Source organism: Streptomyces sp. NPDC017225 (assembly GCF_044331465.1).
Lineage (GTDB): Bacteria > Actinomycetota > Actinomycetes > Streptomycetales > Streptomycetaceae > Streptomyces.
In genome coordinates this window covers 245,604-270,517 of record NZ_JBIRNE010000011.1, presented here as the reverse complement: position 1 = coordinate 270,517, position 24,914 = coordinate 245,604, and the positions used below count along the sequence as shown (strand labels likewise).

Genomic DNA, 24,914 nt, shown 5'->3' with positions numbered 1-24,914 from the left:
GCCGGGCGCGGCGGGCGCCGTCACCACCTTGGGGGGGGGGGGGGGGGGGGGTGTGTTTCCCCCCCCCCCCCCCCCCCCGGCCCCCCCCGCCGCGGGGGGGGGGGGGGGGGGGGCCCCCCCCCCCCCCCCCCCCGCCGGAATCGTCGTGTGCGCGGCGGCGCTACGCGTCGACCTTCTCCATGACCTCGTCGCTGACGTCGAAGTTGGCGAAGACGTTCTGCACGTCGTCGCTGTCCTCCAGGGCGTCGATCAGCTTGAAGATCTTCCGGGCGCCGTCCTCGTCCAGCTCGACCTGCATGGTCGGGACGAAGTTCGCGTCGGCGGACTCGTAGTCGATGCCGGCGCCCTGGAGGGCGGTGCGGACCGCGACCAGGTCGGTGGCCTCGCTGAGGACCTCGAAGGTCTCGCCGAGGTCGTTGACCTCCTCGGCGCCCGCGTCCAGGACGGCGGCGAGGACGTCGTCCTCGGCCAGCTCGCCCTTGGGGACGATCACGACGCCCTTGCGGTTGAACAGGTACGACACCGAACCCGGGTCGGCCATGGAGCCGCCGTTGCGGGTCATGGCGACGCGGACGTCGGAGGCGGCGCGGTTGCGGTTGTCGGTGAGGCACTCGATGAGCACCGCGACACCGTTCGGGCCGTAACCCTCGTACATGATCGTCTCGTAGTCGGCACCGCCGGCCTCGAGGCCACCGCCCCGCTTGACCGCGGAGTCGATGTTCTTGTTCGGGACCGACTGCTTCTTCGCCTTCTGGATGGCGTCGTAGAGCGTCGGGTTGCCCTCGATGTCGACGCCGCCCATGCGCGCCGCGACCTCGATGTTCTTGATCAGCTTCGCGAAGAGCTTGCCGCGCTTGGCGTCGATGACGGCCTTCTTGTGCTTCGTCGTGGCCCATTTAGAGTGGCCGGACATCTGCCTGTCTCCTTCGCGTAACCCGTCTTTGAACGAACGAACGCAGGAATCCTACAAGGACTCCGCCGCCCGGTTCGCGCGCACCATGTCCGCGAAGAGGCGGTGCACGCGGTGGTCGCCGGTCAGTTCCGGGTGGAACGACGTGGCCAGCGCGTTGCCCTGGCGGACCGCGACGACGTGACCGTCGTGCTCGGCGAGCACCTCGGCCGCGGCGCCCACGGACTCCACCCAGGGTGCGCGGATGAAGACGCCCTCCACGGGGTCGCCCTCGACGCCCTTGAGGTCGACGGCCGCCTCGAAGGACTCGTTCTGCCGTCCGAAGGCGTTGCGGCGCACGATCATGTCGATGCCGCCGACCGTCTCCTGTCCGGAGCGCGGGTCGAGGATCTTGTCCGCCAGCAGGATCATGCCGGCGCAGGTGCCGTAGACGGGCAGACCGTCCCGCACGCGCGCGCGAAGAGGCTCCATCACTCCGAAGAGGACGGCCAGTTTGGAGATGGTCGTGGACTCGCCGCCGGGCAGGACCAGTCCGTCCAGGTCGGCGAGTTCCTCGGGGCGCCTGACCGGCCTGGCCACGGCGTCGGCCGCGGCCAGGGCGACGAGGTGCTCCCGTACGTCGCCCTGGAGGGCCAGGACGCCGATGACGGGGGTGTCGCTGATCTCTTCCACGTCTTCGGTGCCCTCGTCCTACCAGCCGCGGTTGGCGTAGCGCTCGGTCTCGGGGAGGGTGTCGCAGTTGATGCCGACCATGGCCTCGCCCAGGTTGCGGGACGCCTCCGCGATGACCTTCGGGTCGTCGTAGAAGGTGGTCGCCTTCACGATGGCGGCGGCGCGCTTGGCGGGGTCGCCGGACTTGAAGATCCCGGAGCCCACGAAGACGCCCTCGGCGCCGAGCTGGCGCATGAGCGCGGCGTCGGCCGGGGTGGCGACGCCGCCTGCGGAGAAGAGGACCACCGGGAGCTTGCCCAGCTCGGCGACCTCCCGGACCAGCTCGTAGGGGGCGCGCAGCTCCTTGGCGGCGGCGTACAGCTCGTTGTTGTCGTAACCGCGCAGCCGGGCGATCTCGTTCTTGATCTGGCGCAGGTGGCGGACGGCCTCGACGACGTTGCCGGTGCCGGCCTCGCCCTTGGAGCGGATCATCGCCGCGCCCTCGGCGATCCGGCGCAGGGCCTCGCCCAGGTTCGTGGCGCCGCAGACGAAGGGGGTCGTGAAGGCGAACTTGTCGCTGTGGTTGACCTCGTCGGCCGGGGTGAGGACCTCGGACTCGTCGATGTAGTCGACGCCGAGGGACTGCAGCACCTGGGCCTCGACGAAGTGGCCGATGCGGGACTTGGCCATCACCGGGATGGAGACGGCGCCGATGATGCCCTCGATCATGTCCGGGTCGGACATCCGGGCCACGCCGCCGTCCTTGCGGATGTCGGCCGGGACCCGCTCCAGGGCCATGACCGCGACGGCGCCCGCGTCCTCGGCGATCTTCGCCTGCTCCGGCGTGACGACGTCCATGATCACGCCGCCCTTGAGCTGCTCGGCCATGCCGCGCTTCACACGGGCGGTGCCGGTCTCGGGGGACTGGTTTTCGAAGAGCGTGCTGGCCACGGGTACCTCGCTGAAGGGAAGGGTGGTTTCTGCAGCTCCGAGGAAACGTGAACGAAGCAGGCCACAGCAAGGGCCAATGGGTAGCCGGTGGATCGTTTTGGGCCGGGGGCCCGGTCGCCACCGGGCCGGGGGCCCGGCCGCTACGCCGCCCTGTCCACCAGGGCCGCCGGCGACTCGTCGTCCATCTCGAAGGCCAGCGGGAAGGGCGCGTGTCCGGCGAGACGGAACCAGCGGACCTTGCGGTGCTCGCGCAGCCTGCGGGCGGCTCCCACCGTGTCGTTGTGGAAACGCCGGGCCATCGGGACGCGCCGCACGGCCTCGGCCAGCTCGTGGGCCGCATCCTCTCCCCCGGGTGCCTCGCGCAGGGCGTCCACCTGCGGCTGATCGGCGAACACGGCCCGCAGTGCCTGGCTCAGCTCGCTCTCGGCGACCTCCCGCTGCTCCTCCTCGGCCTGCCGGGCGGCGTGCGCGGCCTCGTACAGGACGATGGAGGCGGCCGGGTCGAGCACGCCCGAGGTGGCCAGCTCCTGGGCCACGGACGCCCTGCGCAGCAGCTGCGCGTCGAGGGCGGCACGGGCGGCGTCGATCCTGGCGTGCAGCCGGTCCAGCCGCCCCGCCGTCCAGCTCAGGTACAGGCCGATCGCGACGAGGACGACCAGGATCCAGATGAGGGTTGCGGTCACGGGGCGCAAGCCTACGGGGGCGCTCCCGCTGGGTTGGCGGGGTACCTCGCGGTGGGCCTCGCGGTGGGCTGCGCCCCCGGTCCCCCATTCGGCCTGGACGGCCTCGTCCTCAAACGCCGGACGGGCTGGTCGGTCAGTCCCGCGCCAGTCCGAAGCGTGCCCTCAGCCCCGTCGCCCGGTCGTCCGTCGCCACCGCCGCCGCGCCCGCCGTGACCGTCTCGTAGACCGACAGGATGTCCGCGCCGACAGTGGACCAGTCGAAGCGCCGTACGTGGGCGCTGCCCCGTTCCCGCAGCGCGGTCCGGCGCTCCGGGTCCGCCAGCAGCCGGACGGCGGCGTCGGCCAGGGCGTCGGCGTCCTCGTTGGGGAACAGCTCGCCGGCCGCTCCCCGGTCGAGGACCTGGGCGAAGGCGTCCAGGTCGGAGGCGAGGACGGGGGCGCCGGCCGACATGGCCTCGACGAGGATGATGCCGAAGCTCTCGCCGCCGGTGTTGGGCGCCACGTACAGGTCGACGCTGCGCAGGAAGCGGGCCTTGTCCTCGTCGCTGATCATGCCGAGGAACTCCACCCGGGAACGCAGCCCGGCGGGCAGCGACGCCACCGCCTCCTTCTCGTCGCCTCGCCCGGCGACGAGCAGCCGGGCCCCCGGGCGGGCGGCGAGGATCCTCGGCAGCGCCCCCATGAGCACCGGCAGGCCCTTGCGGGGTTCGTCGATGCGGCCTATGAAGCCGATCGTGTCCCCCTGCCACTCCGGCTTCGGCTCCGCGTCGGCGAAGAAGTCGACGTCGACGCCGTTGGGGATGACGACCGCGTCCCCGCCCAGGTGTTCGACGAGGGTGCGGCGGGCGTACTCGCTCACCGCGATCCGGGCGCTGATCTTCTCCAGGGCGGCCTGGAGGATCGAGTACGCGGCGATCATCGCGCGGGAGCGCGGGTTGGACGTGTGGAAGGTCGCCACGATCGGGCCCTGCGCCGCCCAGCAGGTGAGCAGGCCGAGCGAGGGGGAGGTCGGCTCGTGGATGTGGATGACGTCGAAGGCCCCGTCGTGCAGCCAGCGGCGTACCCGGGCCGCCGACAGGAAGCCGAAGTTGAGACGGGCCACCGAGCCGTTGTACGGCACCGGCACCGCGCGCCCGGCCGAGACGACGTACGGGGGCAGCGGGGTATCCTCGTCGGCGGGGGCGAGGACGGAGACCTCGTGGCCGAGACGGATGAAGTACTCGGCCAGGTCCCGGATGTGGAACTGGACGCCACCGGGCACGTCCCAGGAGTACGGGCAGACGATGCCGATCCTCACGAGGCGCCCTGCCCGTCGGCCGCCGCGGGTGCCTTGGCGGGGTCGAGGTCCTTCAGCCACAAGCGCTGGAGCATGTGCCAGTCCTCCGGGTGGTCGGCGATCCCCGTGGCGAAGGCATCGGCCAGCGCCTGTGTCATGACAGACGTCTTCTCGGCCCGGGTACCTGAGTCGGGGGCCTCGACCGGCGAATGGACCCGGCCCTTCATCACGGGCGACTCGTCGTACCAGAGCGTCACCGGCAGCAGCCGTGCGCCGGTCTGCAGCGCCAGCAGGGCCGGCCCGGCCGGCATCCGGGCCGTCTCGCCGAAGAAGTCGACCTCCACACCGGAGGCGGACAGGTCGCGGTCGGCGACCAGGCAGACCAGGCCGCCGTCGCGCAGCCGCCGGGCCAGCGTGCCGAAGGCCGTGCCGCCGCTGTGCGGCAGGACCTCCATGCCGAGGCTCTCGCGGTAGGCGACGAAGCGGTCGTAGAGGGTCTCCGGCTTGAGGCGTTCGGCGACCGTGGTGAAGGGGATACCCAGCTTGGTGGTGACCCAGGCGCCCGCGAGGTCCCAGTTGGCCAGGTGCGGGAGGGCGAGGACGACACCCTTGCCCGCGTCCATGCCGTCGGTGAGGTGGTGCAGGTCCTTGACGGTCAAGCCGGTCCTGATCCGCTCGTCGCTCCACGCCGGGAGGCGGAAGGACTCCATCCAGTAGCGCAGGTAGGAGCGCATGCCCGCGCGCGAGAGAGCGGCGAGCCGCTGCGGGCCCGCGTCCGGCACCACGCGCGCGTAGTTGCTCTCCAGCCGCCGCACGCCCGCGCCGCGCTGCTTCCAGGCGACGTCCGCGACCGTGCGGCCGAGCCGTACGGCGGCGGGCTCGGGGAGCTTCTTGACGGTGCTCCAGCCGGCGCCGTACAGGGCGTCGGTCAGCCGGTCCCGAGTGCTCACTTCGCCGCCTCGGTACCCTGGCTCTCCTGCGCGGCGGCGTCCGCCTCGGCGGCCTCCCGGCGGACCGTGACGACCCGCTGGACCAGCGTGACGAGGCTGCCGACGGCGACGACCCACAGCGCGATCGGCAGCAGGTACCGGATGCCCGGCACGCCGAACGTGTGCAGTCCCGCGAGACCGGCCGCGACCAGCGAGACGACGAGCCGCTCGGCCCGCTCGACCAGTCCGTTGACGGCGACCGGCAGACCGATCGACTCGCCGCGCGCCTTGGTGTACGACACCACCTGGCCGCTGGCCAGGCAGAAGATCGACACGGCGCACAGCGCGATGTTGTCGCCGCCGCCCGCGTACCAGAGCGCGAATCCGCCGAAGACGGCGCCGTCGGCGACCCGGTCCAGCGTGGAGTCCAGGAACGCGCCCCAGCGGCTGGAGCGGCCGAGCTGGCGCGCCATGTTGCCGTCGACGAGGTCGGAGAAGACGAAGAGCGTGATCACGACCGTGCCCCAGAAGAACTCACCCATGGGGTAGAAGACCAGCGCACCCGCCACCACACCTGCGGTGCCGATCAGTGTGACCGTGTCCGGGCTGACGCCCCGGCGGATGAGAAACGCGGCGAACGGTGTGAGGACACGCGTAAAAAATGCACGCGCGTACTTGTTCAGCATGGCCTTCCCGACGGTCGGTGTGGCCGCGGCCCCTGCTGGCCACCGGCTGGCCCATCGTAGCCACGCGCGCGCGTGGGCGACGGACGGGCACCCTGACCCCCTGGTGGGCGCCTGGTGGGCGGGGGCGGGATCGGGTCCGTCGTATGGACGCGGCGTGACGGTAGTGGAAAGCTCGAAGGACCGCGGGCGTCGCCGGAGCCGCCAGTGCACGCGGTCCCGCGTGTCCGCGCCCACAGCGACCTCACCGTGCACGGGAGGCAAGGACATGGGCGACAAGGCACACACCCACCCCGGAGCCGCCGGAAGGGCGACGGCGGCCGACCACCCCACGTCCGTACGGAACGTGGTGCTGGTCGGCCACGCCGGATCGGGCAAGACGACCCTGGTGGAGGCTCTCGCGCTGACGGCGGGGGCACTGAACCGGGCGGGCCGCGTGGAGGACGGCGGCTGCGTCTCGGACTACGACGAGATGGAACACCGGCAGCAGCGCTCCGTACAGCTCTCCCTGGTGCCCGTCGAATGGGACGGCATCAAGATCAACATTCTGGACACTCCCGGGTACGCCGACTTCGTCGGTGAGCTGAGGGCCGGTCTGCGGGCGGCGGACGCGGCCCTCTTCGTCGTCTCCGCCTCCGACGGGGTGGACGGCTCGACCCGCATGGTGTGGGACGAGTGCGCCGCCGTCGGCATGCCGCGCGCCATCGTGGTCACGCACCTGGAGGCCGCCCGCGCCGGCTTCGAGGAGATGACGCGGATCTGCGCGGACGCGTTCGGCGGGGACGATCCCGACGCCGTGCTGCCGCTGTACCTGCCGCTGCACGGGCCGCAGGCGCCCGACGGACACGCGCCCGTGACGGGGCTCATCGGGCTGCTGACCCGGAAGCTGTTCGACTACGCCGGTGGCGAGCGCGAGGAGTCCGAACCGGACGAGGAGCGGTTGCCGCTGATCGACGAGGCCCGCTCCATGCTGATCGAGGGCATCATCTCGGAGAGCGAGGACGAGACCCTCATGGAGCGCTATCTCGGCGGCGAGGAGGTCGACGTCAAGACGCTCGTCGAGGACCTGGAGCGGGCCGTGGCGCGCGGGGTGTTCTTCCCCGTCCTGGCCGCCGCCCCGGCCGCCGAGGGCGCCCGGCAGGGGCTGGGCACGGTCGAGCTGCTGGAACTGATCACGCGCGGCTTCCCGACCCCCGTGGAGCGGGCGGCCCCCCGGGTCACCACGCCCGACGGCGCCCCGCGCGAGCTGCGGATGTGCGATCCCGACGAGTCGTTGGTCGCGGAGGTCGTGAAGACGTCCTCCGACCCGTACGTCGGCCGGATCTCGCTGGTCCGCGTCTTCTCCGGCACCCTGCGCGCCGACCAGACGGTGCACGTCTCCGGGCACGGGCTGGCCGACCGCGGCCACGAGGACCACGATGTCGACGAGCGGATCGGCGCCCTGTCGACGCCCTTCGGCAAGCAGCAGCGGCCGGTCTCCCACGTGATCGCGGGCGACCTCGCGTGCGTGGCCAAGCTGAGCCGCGCGGAGACCGGGGACACGCTGTCGGCCAAGGACGACCCGCTGCTGATGGCCCCGTGGCAGATGCCCGACCCGCTGCTGCCGCTCGCCATCCAGGCGCACAGCAAACCCGACGAGGACAAGCTGTCGCAGGGGCTCGCGCGGCTGGTCGCCGAGGACCCGACGATGCGCCTGGAGCAGAACCAGGACACGCACCAGGTGGTCCTGTGGTGCCTCGGCGAGGCGCACGCCGACGTGGCGCTGGAGCGGCTGCGCGGCCGCTACGGCGTCCAGGTCGACGTCGTACCCCACCGGGTCTCCCTGCGGGAGACCTTCGGGAACAGGGCGGCCGGGCGCGGGCGGCACGTGAAGCAGTCGGGCGGACACGGTCAGTACGCCGTCTGCGAGATCGAGGTGGAGCCGCTGCCGGGCGGTTCGGGCATCGAGTTCGTGGACGAGGTGGTCGGCGGCGCGGTGCCCCGGCAGTTCATCCCCTCCGTCGAGAAGGGCGTGCGCGCGCAGGCCGCCAAGGGCGTCGCCGCCGGCCATCCGCTGATCGACGTACGGGTGACGCTGCGGGACGGCAAGGCGCACTCGGTGGACTCCTCCGACGCCGCCTTCCAGACGGCCGGCGCACTCGCGCTGCGGGAGGCCGCGGCCGAGGCGAGGATCCACCTGCTGGAACCGGTGGCCGAGGTGAACGTGCTGATCGGCGACGACTACGTGGGCGCCGTGATGAGCGATCTGTCCGGTCGGCGCGGCAAGGTGCTCGGCACCGAGCAGACGAGCGGCGGGCGGATCCTGGTCCGGGCCGAGGTGCCGGAGATCGAGATCGGCCGGTACGCGGTGGACCTGCGCTCCCTGACGCACGGCACCGCGCGTTTCGACCGCCGCTACGCGCGGCACGAACCGATGCCGCCGCAGATCGCGGCACGGCTGCGGGAGGAGCTGCGGAGGGCGTCGTAGCGCCGCGGGGACCGGCGCGGGTCTCCCCCGCGCCGGAGGCACGCCCACCCGGCGCGCGACGGCGCACCTCGGGGGCAACCCGCGCACGCGGGGGGCGCCTTTCCACGTCCGGTGACGCATGCCGGTGGCGGCGGATACGCTGATGACCTGATCAACAGGTGTGCGGGGCAGGGAAGTCGGGAAGGCCGCAGGACGACAGTGGTGGCGATCGGGGGCGGGAATGACCGGTGACGGCGGTTACGCGGACTTCTTCGGGCCGCAGGTGCCGCGTACGGACGGCGGGGGGCAGGCGCCCACCTTCGCGCTGGCCTCGGCCGCCTACCGGGACGGCCCGATGGAGGACCTGAAGAAGGCCGACAACGAGTGGCACCAGTCGTCCGTCAACGCGGGACGCTCCTGGGCCACGATCTTCCGCCCCAACCTCGGCGAGGCCTTCTCCAACGCGGTGGCGGGCCGCATGCTGGGCAGCGGCCGCAAGCCCCTCATCCAGTCCTTCGGGGCCGAGCCGCAGGTCGTCGTCGAGCACTGCCTGGCGGCCAACGGCATCCGCAAGTCGCGCGACGCCCGGCTGTCCATGGTGATCGTGGTGTGCGGCCTGCTGTTCCTGCCCGGCATGCTGATCTGGCTGATCGGCTTCCAGATCCGCACCACCGTCGCCAAGGCGGAGAACAAGCAGGCCGGAGCGCTGGGCACCGCGGTGCTCGTGGCGATAGCCGCACTCGCCGTGCTGTTCCTCCTCAAGATGCCCTTCTCCGGCTTCTGGGCCTGGTACGCGCGCGCGGCCGTCGTTATGCCGGTCGTCGGCTGGTTCTGGGCCAAGCGGATCTGCGAGGGCACGGCCAAGGACCTGCGGGAGCGCTGGGCGGGCCTCCTGTCGGGCAGCGGCGTCGGCGCCAAGGTGCCCGAGGCGGTGCCCAGCAACCCGGGCGAGACCGCGGCCGAGGAACTGCGCCAGTCCCTGGCCAGGCTCGGCGCCGAGCAGCAGTCCAACTCCGTCTTCTACGCCGGCCCCAAGGGCATCCTCGGCATGGGTACCCGCTGGGGCAGCTGGCAGCTCGCCGAGGACCTGGTACCGGCCGACCCGACCCGCGAGATCCACCCCTTCCGCAGCTGGGACGTCATCCGGGCCGTCCACGACCAACTGCGCATGCTGGAGCGCGGCCCGTTGAACACGGGCGGCTTCCCGAAGCCGTCCGTGCGCCACTGGATCGTCACGCCGGTCGGGGAGAACGCCAAGGACGTGTCGCGTCCGGAGGGGACGGACGTCGAGGCCTACCAGGTCAAGCCGCACGCGGTGCAGGAGATCTGCAACAAGCAGCAGTTCGGCGCCGGCGACCGGCACTACCTGGGCGTCCAGTGGACGCTGTGGGACGGCCAGCTGGTGATCACGCTGCTGACCACGGTGACCGTGCTGCACTCGACGCTGCGCATCGAGGTCACCGGTCACGCGCTGGGCCCGGTGAACTCACTCTTCATGTCCAAACCCGAGGCGCCCTCCAAGGAGGTCACCAAGTCGTTCAAGCCGTGGGAGAAGCGCAAGGTGATGCTCCCGCTGGTCCCCGCGAACGAGGTGGTACGGCTCGCCGTCCGCGCACCGCTCGGCTGGTATCCGCCGCTGCTGAACTGGCTCGGCGGCTCGATCGGGCTGCCGGAGCCGTTCGGACTGCGGCACGCGTGGGCGGACCAGCCGTGGCGGCACCGCTTCATGGCCGACGACGCGTTGCGGGCGGCGACACCGGTGCTGCGGGTGGTGCACTCTGCGGCGATCAAGGTGCTCGAGGAGAACGGCGTGGACACGGAGAAGTTCGGTGCCCGCGCGGGAGGCCTGAGCGGAGCCGTCCAGGACGCGGCGCCCAAGAAGGCCGACGTGTACGACGCGTAGGTCTTCGGCGGTCGGGCGGGCGCATCGGGGTGACCGTCGCCGGGGGCCGGGGGGGGCCGCGCCCCGGCCCCCGGCGACGGCCTCGTCCTCGAACGCGGGACGGGCCGTGATCCGCCGGCCCGGCCGCGTGTCAAGCCGTCGGCCAGGCCTCCGCCAGCATCTTGCGGGTGTCCCCCAGCAGCTGCGGCAGCACCTTCGTGTGGCCGACCACCGGCATGAAGTTCGTGTCGCCGCCCCAGCGGGGTACGACGTGCTGGTGGAGGTGGGCGGCGATGCCCGCGCCGGCCACCGTGCCCTGGTTCATGCCGATGTTGAAGCCGTGGGCGCCGGACGCGGTGCGCAGGGCCGTCATCGCCTGCTTGGTCAGCTCGGCGAGCTCCGCGGTCTCCACGCCGGACAGCTCCGTGTAGTCGGCGACGTGCCGGTACGGGACGGTCATCAGGTGGCCGCCGTTGTACGGGTACAGGTTGAGCACCGCGTACACGTGCTCGCCGCGCCGCACGACCAGCCCGTCCTCGTCGGACTTGGCCGGGATCGAGCAGAAGGGGCAGCCGTCGTCGGCACCGGGGCCGCTCGGCTTGTTCTCGCCCTGGATGTAGGCCATCCGGTGGGGCGTCCACAGGCGCTGGAACGCGTCCTGGGTCCCCACTCCCAACTGCTGCTCCGGCTCACTCGTCATGCGTGCAGCATATGGCGTCGCGTGCGGTGACAGGGAAAGGCCCCCGGGGTAACCCCCGGGGGCCTGGGCCCCGCACGGGCGGGGAGGACTACACCTGCACGCGGCGCTCCACCACGTCAACCAGCTTGGCGATGGCTTGGTCACGCGGAATGCCGTTCTCCTGCGAACCGTCGCGGTAGCGGAACGACACCGTGCCCCCGTGCATGTCCTCGTCACCGACGATGATCATGAACGGGACCTTCTGCTTCTGCTGCGTGCGGATCTTCTTCTGCATCCGGTCCGAGGAGGAGTCCACGTCGACACGCAGCCCCTTCCGCCGTGCCTCCGCCGCGAACTCCTCCAGGTACTGCACGTGAGCGTCCCCCACCGGGATGCCCACCGCCTGCACCGGAGCGAGCCAGGGCGGCATCGCGCCCGCGTAGTGCTCAAGGAGCACCGCGAAGAACCGCTCGATGGAGCCGAACAGCGCGCGGTGGATCATGACCGGCCGGGTCTTGGTGCCGTCCGCCGCCGTGTACTCCAGGCCGAAGCGCTCCGGCAGGTTGAAGTCGAGCTGGATGGTCGACATCTGCCAGGTGCGGCCGATGGCATCGCGCGCTTGGACGGAGATCTTCGGGCCGTAGAACGCGGCGCCGCCCGGGTCCGCCACCAGCTCCAGGTTCTGCTTCTCGGCGACCTGGCGCAGCGTCTCGGTCGCTTCCTCCCAGGCCTCGTCGGTTCCGACGAACTTCGTCTCGTCCTTGGTGGACAGCTCCAGGTAGAAGTCGTTCAGGCCGTAGTCGCGCAGCAGGTTCAGGACGAAGGTGAGGGTCTTGTCGAGCTCCTCGGACATCTGCTCGCGGGTGCAGTAGATGTGCGCGTCGTCCTGGGTGAAGCCGCGGGCGCGGGTCAGGCCGTGCACGACGCCCGACTTCTCGTACCGGTACACGGTGCCGAACTCGAACAGGCGCAGCGGCAATTCACGGTAGGAACGCCCGCGCGCGTCGAAGATCAGGTTGTGCATCGGGCAGTTCATGGGCTTGAGGTAGTAGTCCACGCCCTCGTCGAGCTGCATGGGCGGGTACATGCCGTCGGCGTACCAGTCCAGGTGGCCCGAGGTCTCGAAGAGCTTCCCCTTGGTCGCGTGCGGGGTGTAGACGAACTCGTACCCCTCCTCCTCGTGGCGGCGCCGCGAGTAGTCCTCCATGACCCGGCGGATGATGCCGCCCTTGGGGTGGAAGACGGCGAGGCCGGAGCCGATCTGCTCCGGGATGGAGAACAGGTCGAGCTCGCTGCCGAGCTTGCGGTGGTCGCGCTTCTCGGCCTCGGCGAGGAACTCCAGGTGCGCCTTCAGCTCGTCCTTGGTGGGCCAGGCGGTGCCGTAGATGCGCTGGAGCATCGGGTTCTTCTCGCTGCCGCGCCAGTAGGCGGCGGCGTTGCGCATCAGCTTGAACGCGGGGATGTTCCGGGTCGTGGGCAGGTGGGGACCGCGGCAGAGGTCCTTCCAGCACAGCTCGCCGGTCTTGGCGTCCAGGTTGTCGTAGATCGTCAGCTCGCCGGCGCCGACCTCGACGTCCGCGCCGTCGTCGTGGGACGCGGAGCCCTTGAGGCCGATCAGCTCCAGCTTGTACGGCTCGTCGGCGAGCTCCTCGCGGGCGGCGTCGTCGGTGACGACACGGCGCGAGAAGCGCTGGCCGCGCTTCTGGATCTCCTGCATCTTCTTCTCGATGGCCTTGAGGTCATCGGGGTGGAAGGGCTTCTCCACGTCGAAGTCGTAGTAGAAGCCGTCCTTGACGGGCGGGCCGATACCCAGCTTGGCCTCGGGGAACAGCTCCTGCACGGCCTGCGCCATGACGTGCGCGGTGGAGTGGCGCAGGATGTCCAGACCGTCCTTGGAGGAGATCTCGACGCCCTCGACGGTCTCGCCGTCCTTGAGCTCGTAGGCGAGGTCCCTGAGCTCACCGGACACGCGGGCGGCGACGATCGAGCGCTCACCGGGGAAGAGCTCGGCGGCCGTAGTGCCCGTCGTCACCACGCGTTCTTCCCGCTCGGAATCGCGTTGGATGATCACACGGACGTCTGACACCGGTCTCTCCTGACTGAAGTGGGGCCGCGGCGCCATACCAAAGCGCACGCATGAGGGCGATCGTACCGACCCGGGCCCGTGCATCGCGAAATCATTCCCGCCGGCGGCCTGGACGGTCAGTCCTCGCAGTCCCCTCCGCAGGCCTCCTCGAGGAGGGCCGCCACCTCCACGTGCTCCTGGACCGCCTTCAGCAGCCGGTCCCGCTCCGCCTCGTCGACCGGCACGGGGGCGATCTCGCAGGCTCCGGTCAGCCGGCGGAACCCGCCCCGGCTCTCCAGCCGGCCGAGCACCCGCACCGGCAGCCCGACGAGATGCGCGTGCCCGGCGATGCGGTAGGCCTCCTCGTCCAGCGTGATCCGTACGTGCGGGACCTCGGCGCCGGCCAGCACCCGCAGCCGTACGGTGCCTACGCCGCGCGGCCCGGGCCGGCGCATACGGACGACGGTGCCGGTGATCCGCACCGGCACGGACGGCTCCACGCGCAGGTAGCGGGCGGCGGCCTCACGCAGGGCGGGCAGATCGCCGGGCGAGAACTCGACCGGCTCGGCGAGGGCGGCGCAGCCCTCGGGGACCCCGGCGGCAGGCGACCAGTCGACGGCGATCCGGGCGCCCTGCGTGCCGCGGACCAGGGCGACGAGGGCCTCGGTCAGCTCATGGCTGACGCCCGCCGCGACCGCCGTGTCGAAGGCCTCCATGCCGCCGGTGGCCCGCCGGTAGTCGACGGCCTCGCGGGCGGCGTACAGCGCGTGGTGGAGGCGTACGGCGAGGGGGCGGCCGGTGGTGACGGGCACGAACGCGGTGAGCCGGCGCCCGCCCGGGGCGGGGCCGACCAGGACGCTCTCCAGGGACGCGGTGGCGGCGCGCCGGTGCCGGGCGCCGTAGTAGCCCGCACGCGCGCGCGTGGCGAGCGCTCCGGCGAGCAGCATCCGCCGGGCGGCGGAGCGCAGCCGCTCCTCCGCGGTCCAGGAGGCGGCGTCGCCGGGCCCGGCCGGCACGTCGCGCCCCCAGCGGATCTCGTCGCTGGGTACGGCGAGGGAGACGAGGATCTCGCGGGCGGAGGGCGTCTGGCTGCGGGAGAGGGCGAGCAGCGCCTCGCCGAGCAGGTCGTCGCTGTCGGGGAAGGCGCGGCTGACGGGCACCAGCAGACTGGTGGCCGAGGCGCCCGGGCCGGGCGGGGTCCAGCGGCCGTAGCGGCCCGGGGCGCCGCCGCGCCGCCGCCAGCCGTGCCGGTGGAGCAGGACGGTCAGCACGGCCGGGTCCACGGTGTCCGAGCCGGGCGGGCGGCCGTCGTCGCAGGTGGTGCCGGCCGCGGTCTCGGCGGGGTGTGGCCGCGGGGGTTCGCCGGTCGGGCGGTGCGTCATGGTTTCCCTCCCGTCCCGACCCGCGTCATGATCTCGCACAGCGCCCGGTCGTCGAAGACCCGCGCGGTCGGTATCCGCACGGTGGTGCGCCGCCGGCCGGTGACCGGATGTCCGGCGAGGTTGGTCCAGTAGCAGCAGTGCCTCAGGTCGAGCCGGTCGTGGCCGGCCCGCAGCCACTGGTCCCGGGACCGGGGGACGATCATCACGACGAGGATCTTGTGCACGGAGACCGGGGTGCGGGCGAGTTTCGTCAGGTGGTCGTTGTCGAGGGTGAAGGAGAAGAAGCGGCCGGGCGGGCTCGGCGGGATCTGGTACGTCGCCTTGAGCTGCACCTTGATGGTGACCTCGTCGTCGACCGTGTGCCCGGGGGCGCTGTGGCTGACGTGCCAGTCGATGCCGTTGTCCGGGAAGGGCTGGGAGAGCGAGCAGCCCGCCGCCGCGGCGACCGCGTGGAGGTAGCCGACCTGCAGGGTCTCCATGCAGGCGGTGGTGGCGAGGGAGCCGCGGGAGGGCGCTGTGCGCTCGGGCAGCAGCCCGCCCCGTTCGGGCTGCGCTATGGCCATGGCCAACAGCCTTCCAGAACTGGTGTATCCCCACTACGAGTCGCTGAACTGCCATGACCCGTACTCCTGTTGTGTCCTTCCGGCGTACGTCGCAAACAGCCCGGGTATCACCGAACCGGGACAGAAGACGGCGCGTCAGCCGCCTTCCCGCGACGAGGAGTTGAGTGCCCTATGACGAGCTGGTTCGAGGGGCCGCTGGCCGCCTTCGACACGGAGACGACGGGCGTGGACGTCGAGACCGACCGGATCGTGTCGGCGGCCCTCGTCGTTCAGGACGCGCCGGGGCTTCGGCCGCGCGTGACCCGGTGGCTGGTGAACCCGGGCGTGCCGGTGCCCGAGGCGGCGACCGCGGTGCACGGTCTGACGGATGAGCATGTGCGGCGCCACGGCCGCTGGCCGGCGCCGGTGATGTACGAGATAGCGGAGGCGCTGGCCGAGCAGGCCCGCGCCGGGCGTCCGCTGGTGGTGATGAACGCGCCGTTCGACCTCACGCTGCTGGACCGGGAGTTGCGCCGGCACCGCGCCTCCTCTCTCGGCCGCTGGGTGGAGCGGACGTCGTTGCACGTCCTCGACCCGCGCGTGCTCGACAAGCACCTGGACCGCTACCGCAAGGGCCGCCGCACCCTCACCGACCTGTGCGCGCACTACGCTGTCGAGCTGGCGGGCGCACACGACGCGGCGGCCGACGCGCAGGCGGCGCTGGAGGTCGTACGGGCGGTGGGGCGCCGCTTCCCGGGGCGGCTGGAGCGGCTGTCCGCCGCCGAACTGCACACGCTTCAGGCGGTGTGGCACGCGGGGCAGGCCCGGGGGCTGCAGGCGTGGTTCGCGCTGAACGGGACGGAGGAGGCGGTGGACCCGGCCTGGCCGCTGCGGCCGGACCTGCCGGCCGCGGCGTGAGCGCACGCCGGACACGAAGAAGCCGGTCCGTCGTGCGACGGACCGGCTTTTCCCGGTGGGCGATACTGGGTTCGAACCAGTGACCTCTTCGGTGTGAACGAAGCGCTCTCCCACTGAGCTAATCGCCCGGGAACGCACTGAACAATACAGGGCCCGGCGCGTTCCCTTCAAACCGCTTGGCGACCGCTTTCCAGGTGGGCCGCCAGTCCGCGCCGCCCCGCCCGCATCATCAGGCGGTGGTTGGCCCGGAACAGGGGGCGCCCGGGCACGGCGAGGCGGCGCAGCAGCGGCTTGCGGACGTCGACCTCCTGGTCGTACCGGACCAGGACGCCGGGGCCGCGCGGGGCGACCGTCCAGCGCGCCCAGCCGTCCATGTCACCGCTCATCGCGACCTCCAGCACCCCCGCGTCCGCGTCGCGCCGTCCCTCGCGCAGGGTCGTCGTCAGGTCGTACGGGAGCAGTGAGCGGAACCGGACGATCCCGCTGGTGTCGTCGAGCCGGGTGACCTGGCGCACCTGGGGCCACCAGCGGGGGTAGTCCTCGATCCGTTCCAGCGCGCGGTAGACGGCCGGGACGGGCTCGGGCAGCACCCACAGGCTGCGGAAGCGGTAATGGTTCCAGTCCACCTGTGGAGTGTGCCCGGGCCCGCGCCCGTCACGTGCCGTTCACGGCATCCTGTCGCCCAGAAGTGCCAGGTTCTCGATGGCGGCGAGACCGTAGAGCGCGGTGTCGTTGGTGGAGACCCAGCTCGCCTCGCTGCCCGGCACCAGCGTGACCGGGCCGCTCAGCTTCTCCGTCTTCCAGGGGGCCGACTCCTTGTAGCCGTCGGAGTCGTAGAACTTCTGCCACGCGCGCGTGGCGAGCTTCTCGTCCCCGGTCCGTACGGCCGCGTAGGCGTCGAGGCGCGAGTGGCCCTGGAAGAGGATGAGGCTGCCGAAGTTGCTGCCGTACCGGGCCGCCTGTTCGGACTTGGTGGCGTTGAAGTAGCGGCAGTAGTCGTAGTACGCCTCGTTGAACTCCGGCATGTCGACCAGGTCGATCAGCTCGGCGCACAGTTCGTTCAGGCCGAAGACGGCCGACAGGTGGGAGACCTCGACCTTCGGGGTGTCGGCGACGGCGAACTTCCCGGTGTCCAGGTCGTACAGGCCGCTGCCCTGGACGAAGCCGTTGGGCTGGGCGGCGATGGTCTCCATGGTGGACAGGACGCGGGCCCTGGCCTTCTCCCACTTGGGGCCCTTGCGTTCCCACTCGGTCAGCCACGCCGAGACCAGGCCGCTCCAGTCGGTGCCGAAGCCGACCGACAGGGCGTGGCGGTCGGGCGTGTAGGGCTCGGTGCGGATCTTGCGGATCGGGTCGAGGACGAGGAACGTCTCGTCGGAGTCGACGTTGGCGTGCATGAGGTCGCCGACGCGTTCGTCCGCGGTGAGGAAGTAGTAGTAGCGCCGGTAGGTGGTGTTGGCGATGCGCTGCTGCTTGGCGCTGTCGGCGTAGTGCTGGACGCCGTGCCGGGTGCCGAGGCCGGCCCATTCACCGAGGTGGTAGACGTCCACCTCGCCGGTGTGCCGGGTCATCGACTCGGCGAAGCGGAAGATGTCGGCGCGGCCGGAGCGCAGGTAGGCGTACCAGAGCCAGAGGTCCGGGGAGAGCTCGGAGTTGTCCCAGGCGTAGCCGCCGACATCGTAGCGCCACTGGTGGCGGGCGGTGTCGTAGGAGTGCATGACGTCGCCGTAGTCCCAGAAGCCGTACCAGCGGCGCTGCTCCACCTGGTCCTTGTAGTAGGTGAAGAGGAAGTCGAGGTGGTCCTCGATCTTCGCCTTGGCGGGCGTGGAGCGGTCGGGCTCGGAGTAGAGGCCGGGGCCGAAGACCTTGGACTTGATGAGCTGCGCGGGCGGGGCGGCCAGCTGGGGCAGTACGCGCACGGCCTCGACCTGTTCGGCCAGCTTCTCCGCGCTCGGGGTGGCGGCGTTGGCCCAGAACAGCAGCTCGGAGGTGCGGGCGATGCCGTAAGGGGTGCCGAAGCCGGGTTCGTAGTCCTCGTAGGTGATGTTGAGGCCTTCGAGCTGTTCGGCGTAGGTGTCCTGGTCCATGCCGTCGTGGTAGAAGCGCAGGTCCATGGGCTGGGCCTCGGGCGACCAGAGCCAGAGGGTGACCTCGGCCTCGTCGGTCTGGGCGTCGCGGATGTCGAGCTGGGCGGGGTGCTTCTCCCAGAAGTCGCGCAGCCCGAAGGAGAGTCCGCCGCTCGCTCCGCCGACGTAGCCGAAGCCGGAGGCCCGCCGGCCGCCGCCGGCGCCGATCCAGCCGTGGCCCTTCTTGGTGCGCTTGCGCAGGGAGAAGCCGTCGGCGGAGAGCTGGGAGAGGGTGTAGTCGCCCCACTCGGGGATGTACTTCAGGCGGGTGGTGACCCGCTGGTCCCAGGTGGCCGGGTCGGGCAGCCTCTCCCCCGCGAACTGCGCGGCCTGTACGGCCGCGCCGGGGTCGCGGCGCAGGCCGGTGATGCCCTTGACGGCCTCGCGCAGCAGGCCGATGCCCTCGCCGCCGATGCGGACGTGCCGGTCGTATGACTCGTCGCGCATCGGGACGGTGAAGCGGACACCGAGGCCGCGGATGAAGTCGCCGCTCGACTTGCCGGGTTCCTGCTTCCCGTCGAACGTGATGGTGTGCACCATGCGGAACGAGTCGGCGCCCGCGTAGAAGTAGAGGCGGATGGAGAAGGGCAGCCAGCTCCGGCCTCCCTTGCGGTGCTTGCCGTCGACGCGGACGACGGCGCGGACCGGGCCGTCCTGCTCGACCTTCACCTCGTCGACGGCGCCGTCGAAGCGCTCGTACTTGACCGCGCCCTGGTCGCCGTCCTCGATCTCGGGCTGGCGCAGCAGGACGAGGCGGCCGTTCTTCGCGATCTCGGTGGAGCCTCGGGTGACCGACTTGATCAGGGTCGAGCCCGACGTGCCGATTCTCGCGGTGATGACGCCGGTCGATATGTCGATGGTGCCGCCGCGCCGGTCGACGGTGACCTTCTTCGGGGGTGCGGCGGGGGTGCCGGCGGTCAGGGTGAGCTTGCCGTTGCCGGAACCGACGGCGTGCGCGGTCCACTTGAGGGAGCCGTCCGGCCAGTAGGCGAGGGGCCAGGACTGGGTGGGTACGGCCTTGCCGTCCGCGTCCGTGACGGCGAAGGACTGGTCCTGACGGTAGGTGCCCTTGGGCCAGGGGACGCCGACGGTGGAGCCGGGGGCGGCGCCGAGGCCGCCGTCCTCCAGCCAGGTCAGGGAGACGGGGTCGGCGTCGGCGTCCTTGGCGGCGGGCGCGGCCTGCGCGTTCTTCGCGCCCAGCGCCCAGCTGAACTGGGCGGCGGCGCCGGCGACGGCCGCCGCCTTGAGAAGGGACCTGCGGGGGATGGGGGACATGGCCTTTCCTTTCCGTTCCGTGCGGATGCAGGGGGGCAAGGGCGTGACTCTGACGCAGCCGGCGGGGTGGCGTGCGAGGGGTGACGGGCAGGGGGGCGAGGGGTAATGGGTGACAGGTCATGTCAAGGGCATGACAGAGAGAGGTGCGGCGCCGGGCGCCGACCTCGTGCTCGGGTGTCGCCGTCAGCGGCGCCGGTAGCGTTCCTCCACGGCGACGGCCGCCGCCGCGACGGCACCGAGGACGGCGACCGCCAGCGGCGCGCTGAACCAGGCGGAGCAGACCACGACCGCCAGCCCACCGACGATCAGGAACGAACCGGCGGGGTCGAGCACCGTACGACGCCCGGCCTGCGCGAGCAGTGAGCGCCAGGAGGCGCCGGGCCGCCAGGACGCCGCCGCGCGCAGCCCGGCCACGGCCGCGCCGATCAGGGCGGACACCCCGACGGCACCCACGAACGGGCCGCCCGGCAGTCCGCTGCGTACGGCCTGAACGTCCACCCAGACCGCGGCCAGGGCGGCCCATCCGGCGAGCCCGACGAGCCAGCCGCGGCGCACCGCCGCCCGGAAGTCGGCCGTGAACTCCCGCCAGCCGCCGCGCTCATGGGCGAGCCGGCGCCCGAGGTGCCGCGCACCGGCCGCGAACGCGGCGGGGTAGGTGACCAGCGGCAGCGAGGCCACCGCGATCCACACTCCGGTGAGCAGGCACTCGGCGAACAGGGCGAACCCTTCGGCGAACCGTGACTCCCCCCGCTCGGTGCGGGCCTTCGCGCGTGCCTCGGTCATGATCGGTTCACCTCAGCCCTTCAGACCGGACGTCGCCATGCCGTCGATCAGGTAACGCTGGAAGGCCAGGAAGAAGGCGAGGACGGGCAGCAGCGCGACGAGCGACATGGCGATCATGCCACCGTAGTTCGCCAGCCCTTCCTGGTCCACGAACATCTTCAGACCGAGGGAGACGGTGTACTTGCCGGGCTCGTTGAGGTAGATCAACGGGCCCATGAAGTCGTTCCAGGAGTTGATGAAGGTGAAGATCGCGCTGGTGATCAGCGCCGGCCGGCACAGCGGCAGCACGATCGACCAGTAGATGCGGAAGTGCCCGCAGCCGTCGAGGCGGGCCGCCTCGTCGAGTTCCCTGGGCAGGTTCCGCATGAACTGCACCATCAGGAAGACGAAGAACGCCTCCGTGGCCAGGTACTTCCCCAGCAGCAGCGGGGTGTACGTGTTGATCATGTCCATGTTGCGGAACAGGACGTACTGCGGGATCAGCAGCACGTGGTACGGCAGCAGCAGCGTGCCGATCATCAGCGTGAACAGCAGATTGCGGCCGGCGAACCTGATCTTCGCGAAGGCGTAGGCGGTCAGTGAGCAGGACACCACGATCCCGATCACCGAGCCGACGGCGAGGAAGAGCGAGTTGAAGAAGAACGTGGAGATCGAGATGTCCGCGATGCCGTCGGCGAGACTCGTGTAGTTGGAGATGATCGGGTCGGCCGGGAAGAGGTCCAGGCTGCCGACGATGTCGCCGCTCTCCTTGAAGGAGCCGCCGATCACCCAGAGCACCGGGTAGAGGATCACCGCGAGGATCGCCAGCGACCCGAGATGCCAGGCGAGCGATCCGGGCAGCCTGCGCCGGAACGCGGCCGCCCTCGTGGACGGGGCCGGGGTCCTCGTGGACGGGGCCGGCGGGACGTCGGTGGCCTGCGCGCTCATCGGCCGCCCTCCTCGTAGTGCACCCAGCGCTTCTGGGACCGGAACAGCACCGCGGTGACCAGGGCGACCGCGACCAGAAGCATCCAGGCCATGGCGGAGGCCAGGCCCATCCTGCTGTTCTCGAAGCCCTGGACGTACAGATAACAGGTGTAGACCATCGTGCCGTCCGCAGGGCCGCAGGCGTTGCCCCCGGCGCCGCCGCCGACGATGTAGGCGGAGCTGAAGATCTGGAAGGAGTGGATGGTCTCCAGCAGGACGTTGAAGAAGAGGACGGGGGAAATCATCGGCAGGGTGATGTTCCAGAACTGCCGGAGCTTGCTCGCCCCGTCGACGTCGGCCGCCTCGTACAGCTCGCGCGGCACCTGCTTGAGGCCGGCCAGGAAGATGACCATGGGGGCGCCGAACTGCCAGACGGTCAGGGCCACCAGGCTGTAGATGATCAGGTCCGGGTCGCCGGTCCAGCCGCCGGCGCCGATCCCGAAGAACTGCTGCGTACGGTCGACGACCGCGTCGTCCGAGAAGATCGCCTTCCACACGATGGCGACGGACACGCTCGCGCCGATCAGTGACGGCGCGTAGAAGGCGGCCCGGTAGAAGGCCTGCCCGCGCCGCTTCTGCGCCAGCAGCAGCGCGACGCCGAGCGCCGCGATCAGCTTGATCGGTGTGCCGACGACGACGTACCACAGGGTGATCTGCACCGAGTGGCGCCAGCGCGGGTCGCCGAACATCTCGGAGAAGTTGTCCAGCCCGATCCACCGGGGAGCGTCGAACAGGTTGTAGTCGGTGAACGCGAAGTAGAGCGAGGCGACCATCGGTCCCGCCGTCAGCAGCAGGAATCCGGCGATCCAGGGGGACATGAAGAGGTAGCCGGCCAGGTTCTCCCGGCGGCCCCGCCGCTTCAGCTCGGCGGAGCGCGGGGACTTCACCGGACCGTGCCGCGGCTCGGAGTCCTTGGCCAGGCCCTCCGTCGCAGGGGCGTGTGTCACGGCGTTTCCCATCAGCCGGCGAGAGCCGTCTTCGACTCGGAGAAGAACTGCTTCACGGCGTCGTCGACGGACCGCTCGCCGAGCGCCATCTCCTCGGCGATGCGCAGGAAGGCGGCCTCGCAGATGTCGGCACCGTTCGGGTGCGGGGTGATCTCCTCCAGGACGCCCGCCTCGACGAGGGACTCCTCGTAGGCGGCGATCGCCTTGTTGACCGGGTCGGTCGGCTGGTACGCGTCGTACTGGGCCTGCGTCGTCGGGACCCCTCGGTCGTAGCCCATGATCTTGGCGACCTCCGGGTCGTGGACCATGAAGTCGATGAACTGGGCGACTTCCTTGGGGTGCTCGGTGCGCTTGTAGCCACTGAGCATCAGCGAGCCGAGGTACTGGCCGGTCCTCTTGCCGTCCGTGGTGGGGATCGGCGCGAGTCCGTACTCGCTCTTGCCCTCGGAGGTGTAGCGGACGGTGAAGTTGTCCCAGGTGAACTCGCTGCCGGCGAGCTCCGCCGAGAGCGCCGACTTGGGCTTGATCTGGGCGACCTTCTTGGGGTCGGCGAACAGGCCGGACTTCACGCCCTTCTCCGCCTTGTCCCACCACCGGGTCAGGTCCGCCTCGGAGAAACCGAGTCCGTCCTCGGTGAAGAAGGCCTTGCCGTTCTGCCGCAGGTACAGGTCGTAGAGGTACATCACGCCGTACATGCCGCTGTCCCCGGCACGACCGGTCCTGTCCCGGATCCTCGTCATCGCCTCGTCGAAGTCGTCCCACGTCCAGCCCTGTTCGGGCTTGGCGCCGGCCCGGGTGTAGACGGGCTTGTCGATGACGAGTGCCATCGAGTTCGAACCGACCGGCACACCGAGGAGTTTGCCGTCGATCTCCCCGAACTTCTCCAGACCGGCCCGGAAGCCGTCCATGGAGAGGTTGCCGGCCTCGACCTGCCGGCTCAGGTCCAGCAGGACGTTCTTCGCGTCGTATTTACGCAGGAATCCGATGGCATTCTGGAAGACGTCCGGCGGATTCCCTCCGGAGGCCTGCGTGTTGAACTTCTTCCAGAAGTCGGTATACGGCTGGAAGTCGGTCTTGACCTTTATCTTCGGGTACTTCTTCTCGAAGAGCGCGATGGTCTTGTTGATGCGTTCGGCCCGGTCCTCGGCGCCCCACCATGAGTAACGGATCGTCACCGTTCCGTCCCCCGAGCCGCTGCCGCCACCGCACGCGGTGGCCGTCGCGCCCAGCCCCGCGACGGCCAGCGAGGCCCCCGCCGCCTTGAGGATCGTCCGCCTCTCCACTTTCCCGCCCTGCTGCATACGAGCCTCCCCGCGACGTTGCGTCCGCCTCATGAATCGTTTCAAGTAAGCGCTTGCTGGCACAAGTTACGGAGGGCCCAGGGGCGCGTCAATGATTCGGACAGGAATTGATGGGCGCCGGGCGGGGAGGGCGGAGCCGGCCACTCCGGCCCTGCCCCTGGCAGCCGGGGAAAATACCCAGGTCGGCGCGGCGTGACCGACGGACCGAACGCCGGAGAGCTCGCGGGGGCGGGCGGCGCGGAAGGTCACGGTTGGGTGAAGACGCGCGGAAGGGGAACGGCCGTGCGGCCGGCCGGGACGCGCCGCACGACCGGCCGGCCGGTCAGCCGGCCCTCTCGGGGCGTGACCAGCCGGACCCGGGACGCACCCACGCATCCGCACGGCACGGTCGGCCCGGCGCGCACAGCGCGTGGCTGGCCGCGAGAGGGCCGTCGGCCCGGGACACGGGACGCGGTCGGCCGGGGACGCACAGCGTCGCCGGCCAGGGCGGCTGCCGGCCGGCCCGGGGCACCCCGCGCAGTCGGGCGGGACGAGGCCGGACGGCGCCCGGGACACGCGCGTGGTCGGTCGGGCCAGGATGGTCGGCGCGCTCGGCCTGGTACGCACAGCGCGGCCGGCCGGGGCCGGGGTGCCGGTCGGCCAGGGACGCGCAGCACGCTCGGTCATGGGCGGCGCCGTCGGTCCGTGGGCGCTTCGAAGTCGCCGTACGGCTTTCTGGAGGTACCGCACGGGACGCTCCGGCATCCCCCGGGGCCGCCCGGGGGTGTGCCCTCGCCGCGTGGGCACACCCGCACGACAAGGCGGCCCGGCTCACGATCGTGAGCCGGGCCGCCTGATGATCCGGTGGGCGATACTGGGTTCGAACCAGTGACCTCTTCGGTGTGAACGAAGCGCTCTCCCACTGAGCTAATCGCCCGGACGCAGGAAGAACATTACCCCATGTCACGGGGTGCCCGTGACGCTGCCTGTGATCAGCGGGGGCCTGGTCGGCGAACCCCCGCCACGGATCACTGGTCCTCGATCTTCCAGGGCATCTGAAGGCCGAACTTCCACAGGTAGATCCCGGCCAGCGCGGTCACGATCACCAGACCGATCGAGGTCAGGATGATGTTCCGACGCCGCACCTTGGGATCGAGGGCGCGCTGTGCCGCCTCGGTGACCTTGCGCTTGGTCCAGCGCAGGACGATCTGGGCCCAGACGAACTCGGTCGCCCAGATCGCCATGCCTCCGAAGATCACGACCCAGCCCGGCCCGGGCAGCACCAGCATGGCGGCGCCTGCCACCACGACCGCGAGGCCGACGATGAAGACGCCGACCTGCCAGCTCAGGTGAAGGGCGCGGCGCGCCTTGATGAAATCCGGTGCTCTCGAACCGAGCGCACGCTCGGTCGCGGCCTCGTCCGTCCCCGTACGGTCTTCCGCCACGGCTGCCTCGCCGGGCTTGTTACTCCCCGTGTTCATACAGCCAAACACTACCGGAGCGAAACCTGTCACCGGAATGGGCGCACGACCCGAACGAT

General features: G+C 71.1%; 21 protein-coding genes and 2 tRNA genes. 3 read left to right on the top strand and 20 right to left on the bottom strand.

The genetic code is table 11. The features are described from left to right. Positions 1-160: 160 nt before the first annotated feature. From ACH4NX_RS24515 to pgsA, 7 genes are all read right to left on the bottom strand, one after another. Entirely contained in the window at positions 161-913 is a 753-nt protein-coding gene (locus ACH4NX_RS24515; RefSeq protein WP_279565033.1) for a YebC/PmpR family DNA-binding transcriptional regulator, read from the bottom strand. A 51-nt stretch (positions 914-964) separates the two neighbouring features. After that, positions 965-1,573: a pyridoxal 5'-phosphate synthase glutaminase subunit PdxT gene (pdxT, locus tag ACH4NX_RS24510; protein WP_351394514.1), complete on the bottom strand. Its 609-nt coding sequence runs from the start codon at positions 1,571-1,573 to the stop codon at positions 965-967. A gap of 27 nt (positions 1,574-1,600) precedes the next feature. Further along, positions 1,601-2,512: a pyridoxal 5'-phosphate synthase lyase subunit PdxS gene (gene pdxS, locus ACH4NX_RS24505; RefSeq protein ID WP_279565035.1), complete on the bottom strand. Its 912-nt coding sequence runs from the start codon at positions 2,510-2,512 to the stop codon at positions 1,601-1,603. Positions 2,513-2,652: 140 nt separating this feature from the next. Further along, on the bottom strand, positions 2,653-3,195 hold the full coding sequence (locus ACH4NX_RS24500; RefSeq protein WP_398128388.1) for a hypothetical protein: 543 nt from the start codon (positions 3,193-3,195) through the stop codon (positions 2,653-2,655). Positions 3,196-3,328: 133 nt separating this feature from the next. After that, complete coding sequence (locus tag ACH4NX_RS24495; protein ID WP_398128389.1) at positions 3,329-4,492, bottom strand: glycosyltransferase family 4 protein; 1,164 nt, start codon at positions 4,490-4,492, stop codon at positions 3,329-3,331. Further along, positions 4,489-5,421, bottom strand: a complete 933-nt coding sequence (locus ACH4NX_RS24490) for a phosphatidylinositol mannoside acyltransferase (RefSeq protein WP_398128390.1) — start codon at positions 5,419-5,421, stop codon at positions 4,489-4,491. Before ACH4NX_RS24490 ends, ACH4NX_RS24495 begins: the two co-directional genes overlap by 4 nt. Next, positions 5,418-6,086 (bottom strand): phosphatidylinositol phosphate synthase, encoded by a 669-nt coding sequence (gene pgsA, locus ACH4NX_RS24485; RefSeq protein ID WP_398128391.1) that lies wholly within the window; start codon positions 6,084-6,086, stop codon positions 5,418-5,420. Before pgsA ends, ACH4NX_RS24490 begins: the two co-directional genes overlap by 4 nt. Before the next feature lie 265 nt (positions 6,087-6,351). On the opposite strand from pgsA, the gene ACH4NX_RS24480 reads away from it, so the two are divergent. Together ACH4NX_RS24480 and ACH4NX_RS24475 are read left to right on the top strand one after the other, a co-directional pair. Continuing rightward, a complete protein-coding gene (locus ACH4NX_RS24480) occupies positions 6,352-8,550 on the top strand; it encodes an elongation factor G-like protein EF-G2 (RefSeq protein WP_398128392.1) in 2,199 nt (732 codons plus the stop codon). Between the two features lie 220 nt (positions 8,551-8,770). Beyond that, positions 8,771-10,432, top strand: a complete 1,662-nt coding sequence (locus tag ACH4NX_RS24475; RefSeq protein WP_351394234.1) for a hypothetical protein — start codon at positions 8,771-8,773, stop codon at positions 10,430-10,432. 130 nt (positions 10,433-10,562) lie between these two features. On the opposite strand, the gene ACH4NX_RS24470 is transcribed toward ACH4NX_RS24475, so the two are convergent. The 4 genes from ACH4NX_RS24470 to ACH4NX_RS24455 form a co-directional block, all read right to left on the bottom strand. Then, on the bottom strand, positions 10,563-11,111 hold the full coding sequence (locus tag ACH4NX_RS24470; RefSeq protein WP_351394231.1) for an HIT domain-containing protein: 549 nt from the start codon (positions 11,109-11,111) through the stop codon (positions 10,563-10,565). An 88-nt stretch (positions 11,112-11,199) separates the two neighbouring features. Further along, entirely contained in the window at positions 11,200-13,176 is a 1,977-nt protein-coding gene (gene thrS, locus ACH4NX_RS24465; protein WP_398128393.1) for a threonine--tRNA ligase, read from the bottom strand. 116 nt (positions 13,177-13,292) lie between these two features. Then, complete coding sequence (locus ACH4NX_RS24460) at positions 13,293-14,537, bottom strand: hypothetical protein (protein ID WP_398128394.1); 1,245 nt, start codon at positions 14,535-14,537, stop codon at positions 13,293-13,295. Next, a complete protein-coding gene (locus ACH4NX_RS24455) occupies positions 14,534-15,100 on the bottom strand; it encodes a DUF4365 domain-containing protein (RefSeq protein WP_279565045.1) in 567 nt (188 codons plus the stop codon). The genes ACH4NX_RS24460 and ACH4NX_RS24455 overlap by 4 nt, the downstream gene beginning before the upstream one ends. A gap of 171 nt (positions 15,101-15,271) precedes the next feature. Between ACH4NX_RS24455 and ACH4NX_RS24450 the strand changes: the two genes are divergently transcribed. Continuing rightward, positions 15,272-15,997, top strand: a complete 726-nt coding sequence (locus ACH4NX_RS24450) for a 3'-5' exonuclease (protein WP_351394220.1) — start codon at positions 15,272-15,274, stop codon at positions 15,995-15,997. 56 nt (positions 15,998-16,053) lie between these two features. Here the strand turns inward: ACH4NX_RS24450 and ACH4NX_RS24445 are convergent. The 9 genes from ACH4NX_RS24445 to ACH4NX_RS24405 form a co-directional block, all read right to left on the bottom strand. Next, positions 16,054-16,125: transfer RNA gene (locus ACH4NX_RS24445), tRNA-Val, on the bottom strand. Positions 16,126-16,164: 39 nt separating this feature from the next. Further along, on the bottom strand, positions 16,165-16,623 hold the full coding sequence (locus ACH4NX_RS24440) for an SRPBCC family protein (RefSeq protein ID WP_398128395.1): 459 nt from the start codon (positions 16,621-16,623) through the stop codon (positions 16,165-16,167). Positions 16,624-16,662: 39 nt separating this feature from the next. Further along, complete coding sequence (locus ACH4NX_RS24435) at positions 16,663-19,398, bottom strand: Tat pathway signal sequence domain protein (protein ID WP_398128396.1); 2,736 nt, start codon at positions 19,396-19,398, stop codon at positions 16,663-16,665. 183 nt (positions 19,399-19,581) lie between these two features. Further along, positions 19,582-20,181 carry a hypothetical protein gene (locus ACH4NX_RS24430; protein WP_398128397.1) on the bottom strand — a complete coding sequence of 200 codons (600 nt, stop codon included), beginning with the start codon at positions 20,179-20,181 and terminating at the stop codon, positions 19,582-19,584. Between the two features lie 12 nt (positions 20,182-20,193). Further along, entirely contained in the window at positions 20,194-21,108 is a 915-nt protein-coding gene (locus tag ACH4NX_RS24425; RefSeq protein ID WP_351394208.1) for a carbohydrate ABC transporter permease, read from the bottom strand. Next, entirely contained in the window at positions 21,105-22,106 is a 1,002-nt protein-coding gene (locus ACH4NX_RS24420; protein WP_398128398.1) for a carbohydrate ABC transporter permease, read from the bottom strand. The genes ACH4NX_RS24425 and ACH4NX_RS24420 overlap by 4 nt, the downstream gene beginning before the upstream one ends. Further along, complete coding sequence (locus tag ACH4NX_RS24415; RefSeq protein ID WP_351394202.1) at positions 22,106-23,395, bottom strand: extracellular solute-binding protein; 1,290 nt, start codon at positions 23,393-23,395, stop codon at positions 22,106-22,108. The genes ACH4NX_RS24420 and ACH4NX_RS24415 overlap by 1 nt, the downstream gene beginning before the upstream one ends. A gap of 844 nt (positions 23,396-24,239) precedes the next feature. Beyond that, a tRNA-Val gene (locus ACH4NX_RS24410) sits at positions 24,240-24,311 on the bottom strand. 91 nt (positions 24,312-24,402) lie between these two features. Then, entirely contained in the window at positions 24,403-24,855 is a 453-nt protein-coding gene (locus ACH4NX_RS24405) for a TIGR02611 family protein (protein WP_351394199.1), read from the bottom strand. Positions 24,856-24,914 lie beyond the last annotated feature (59 nt).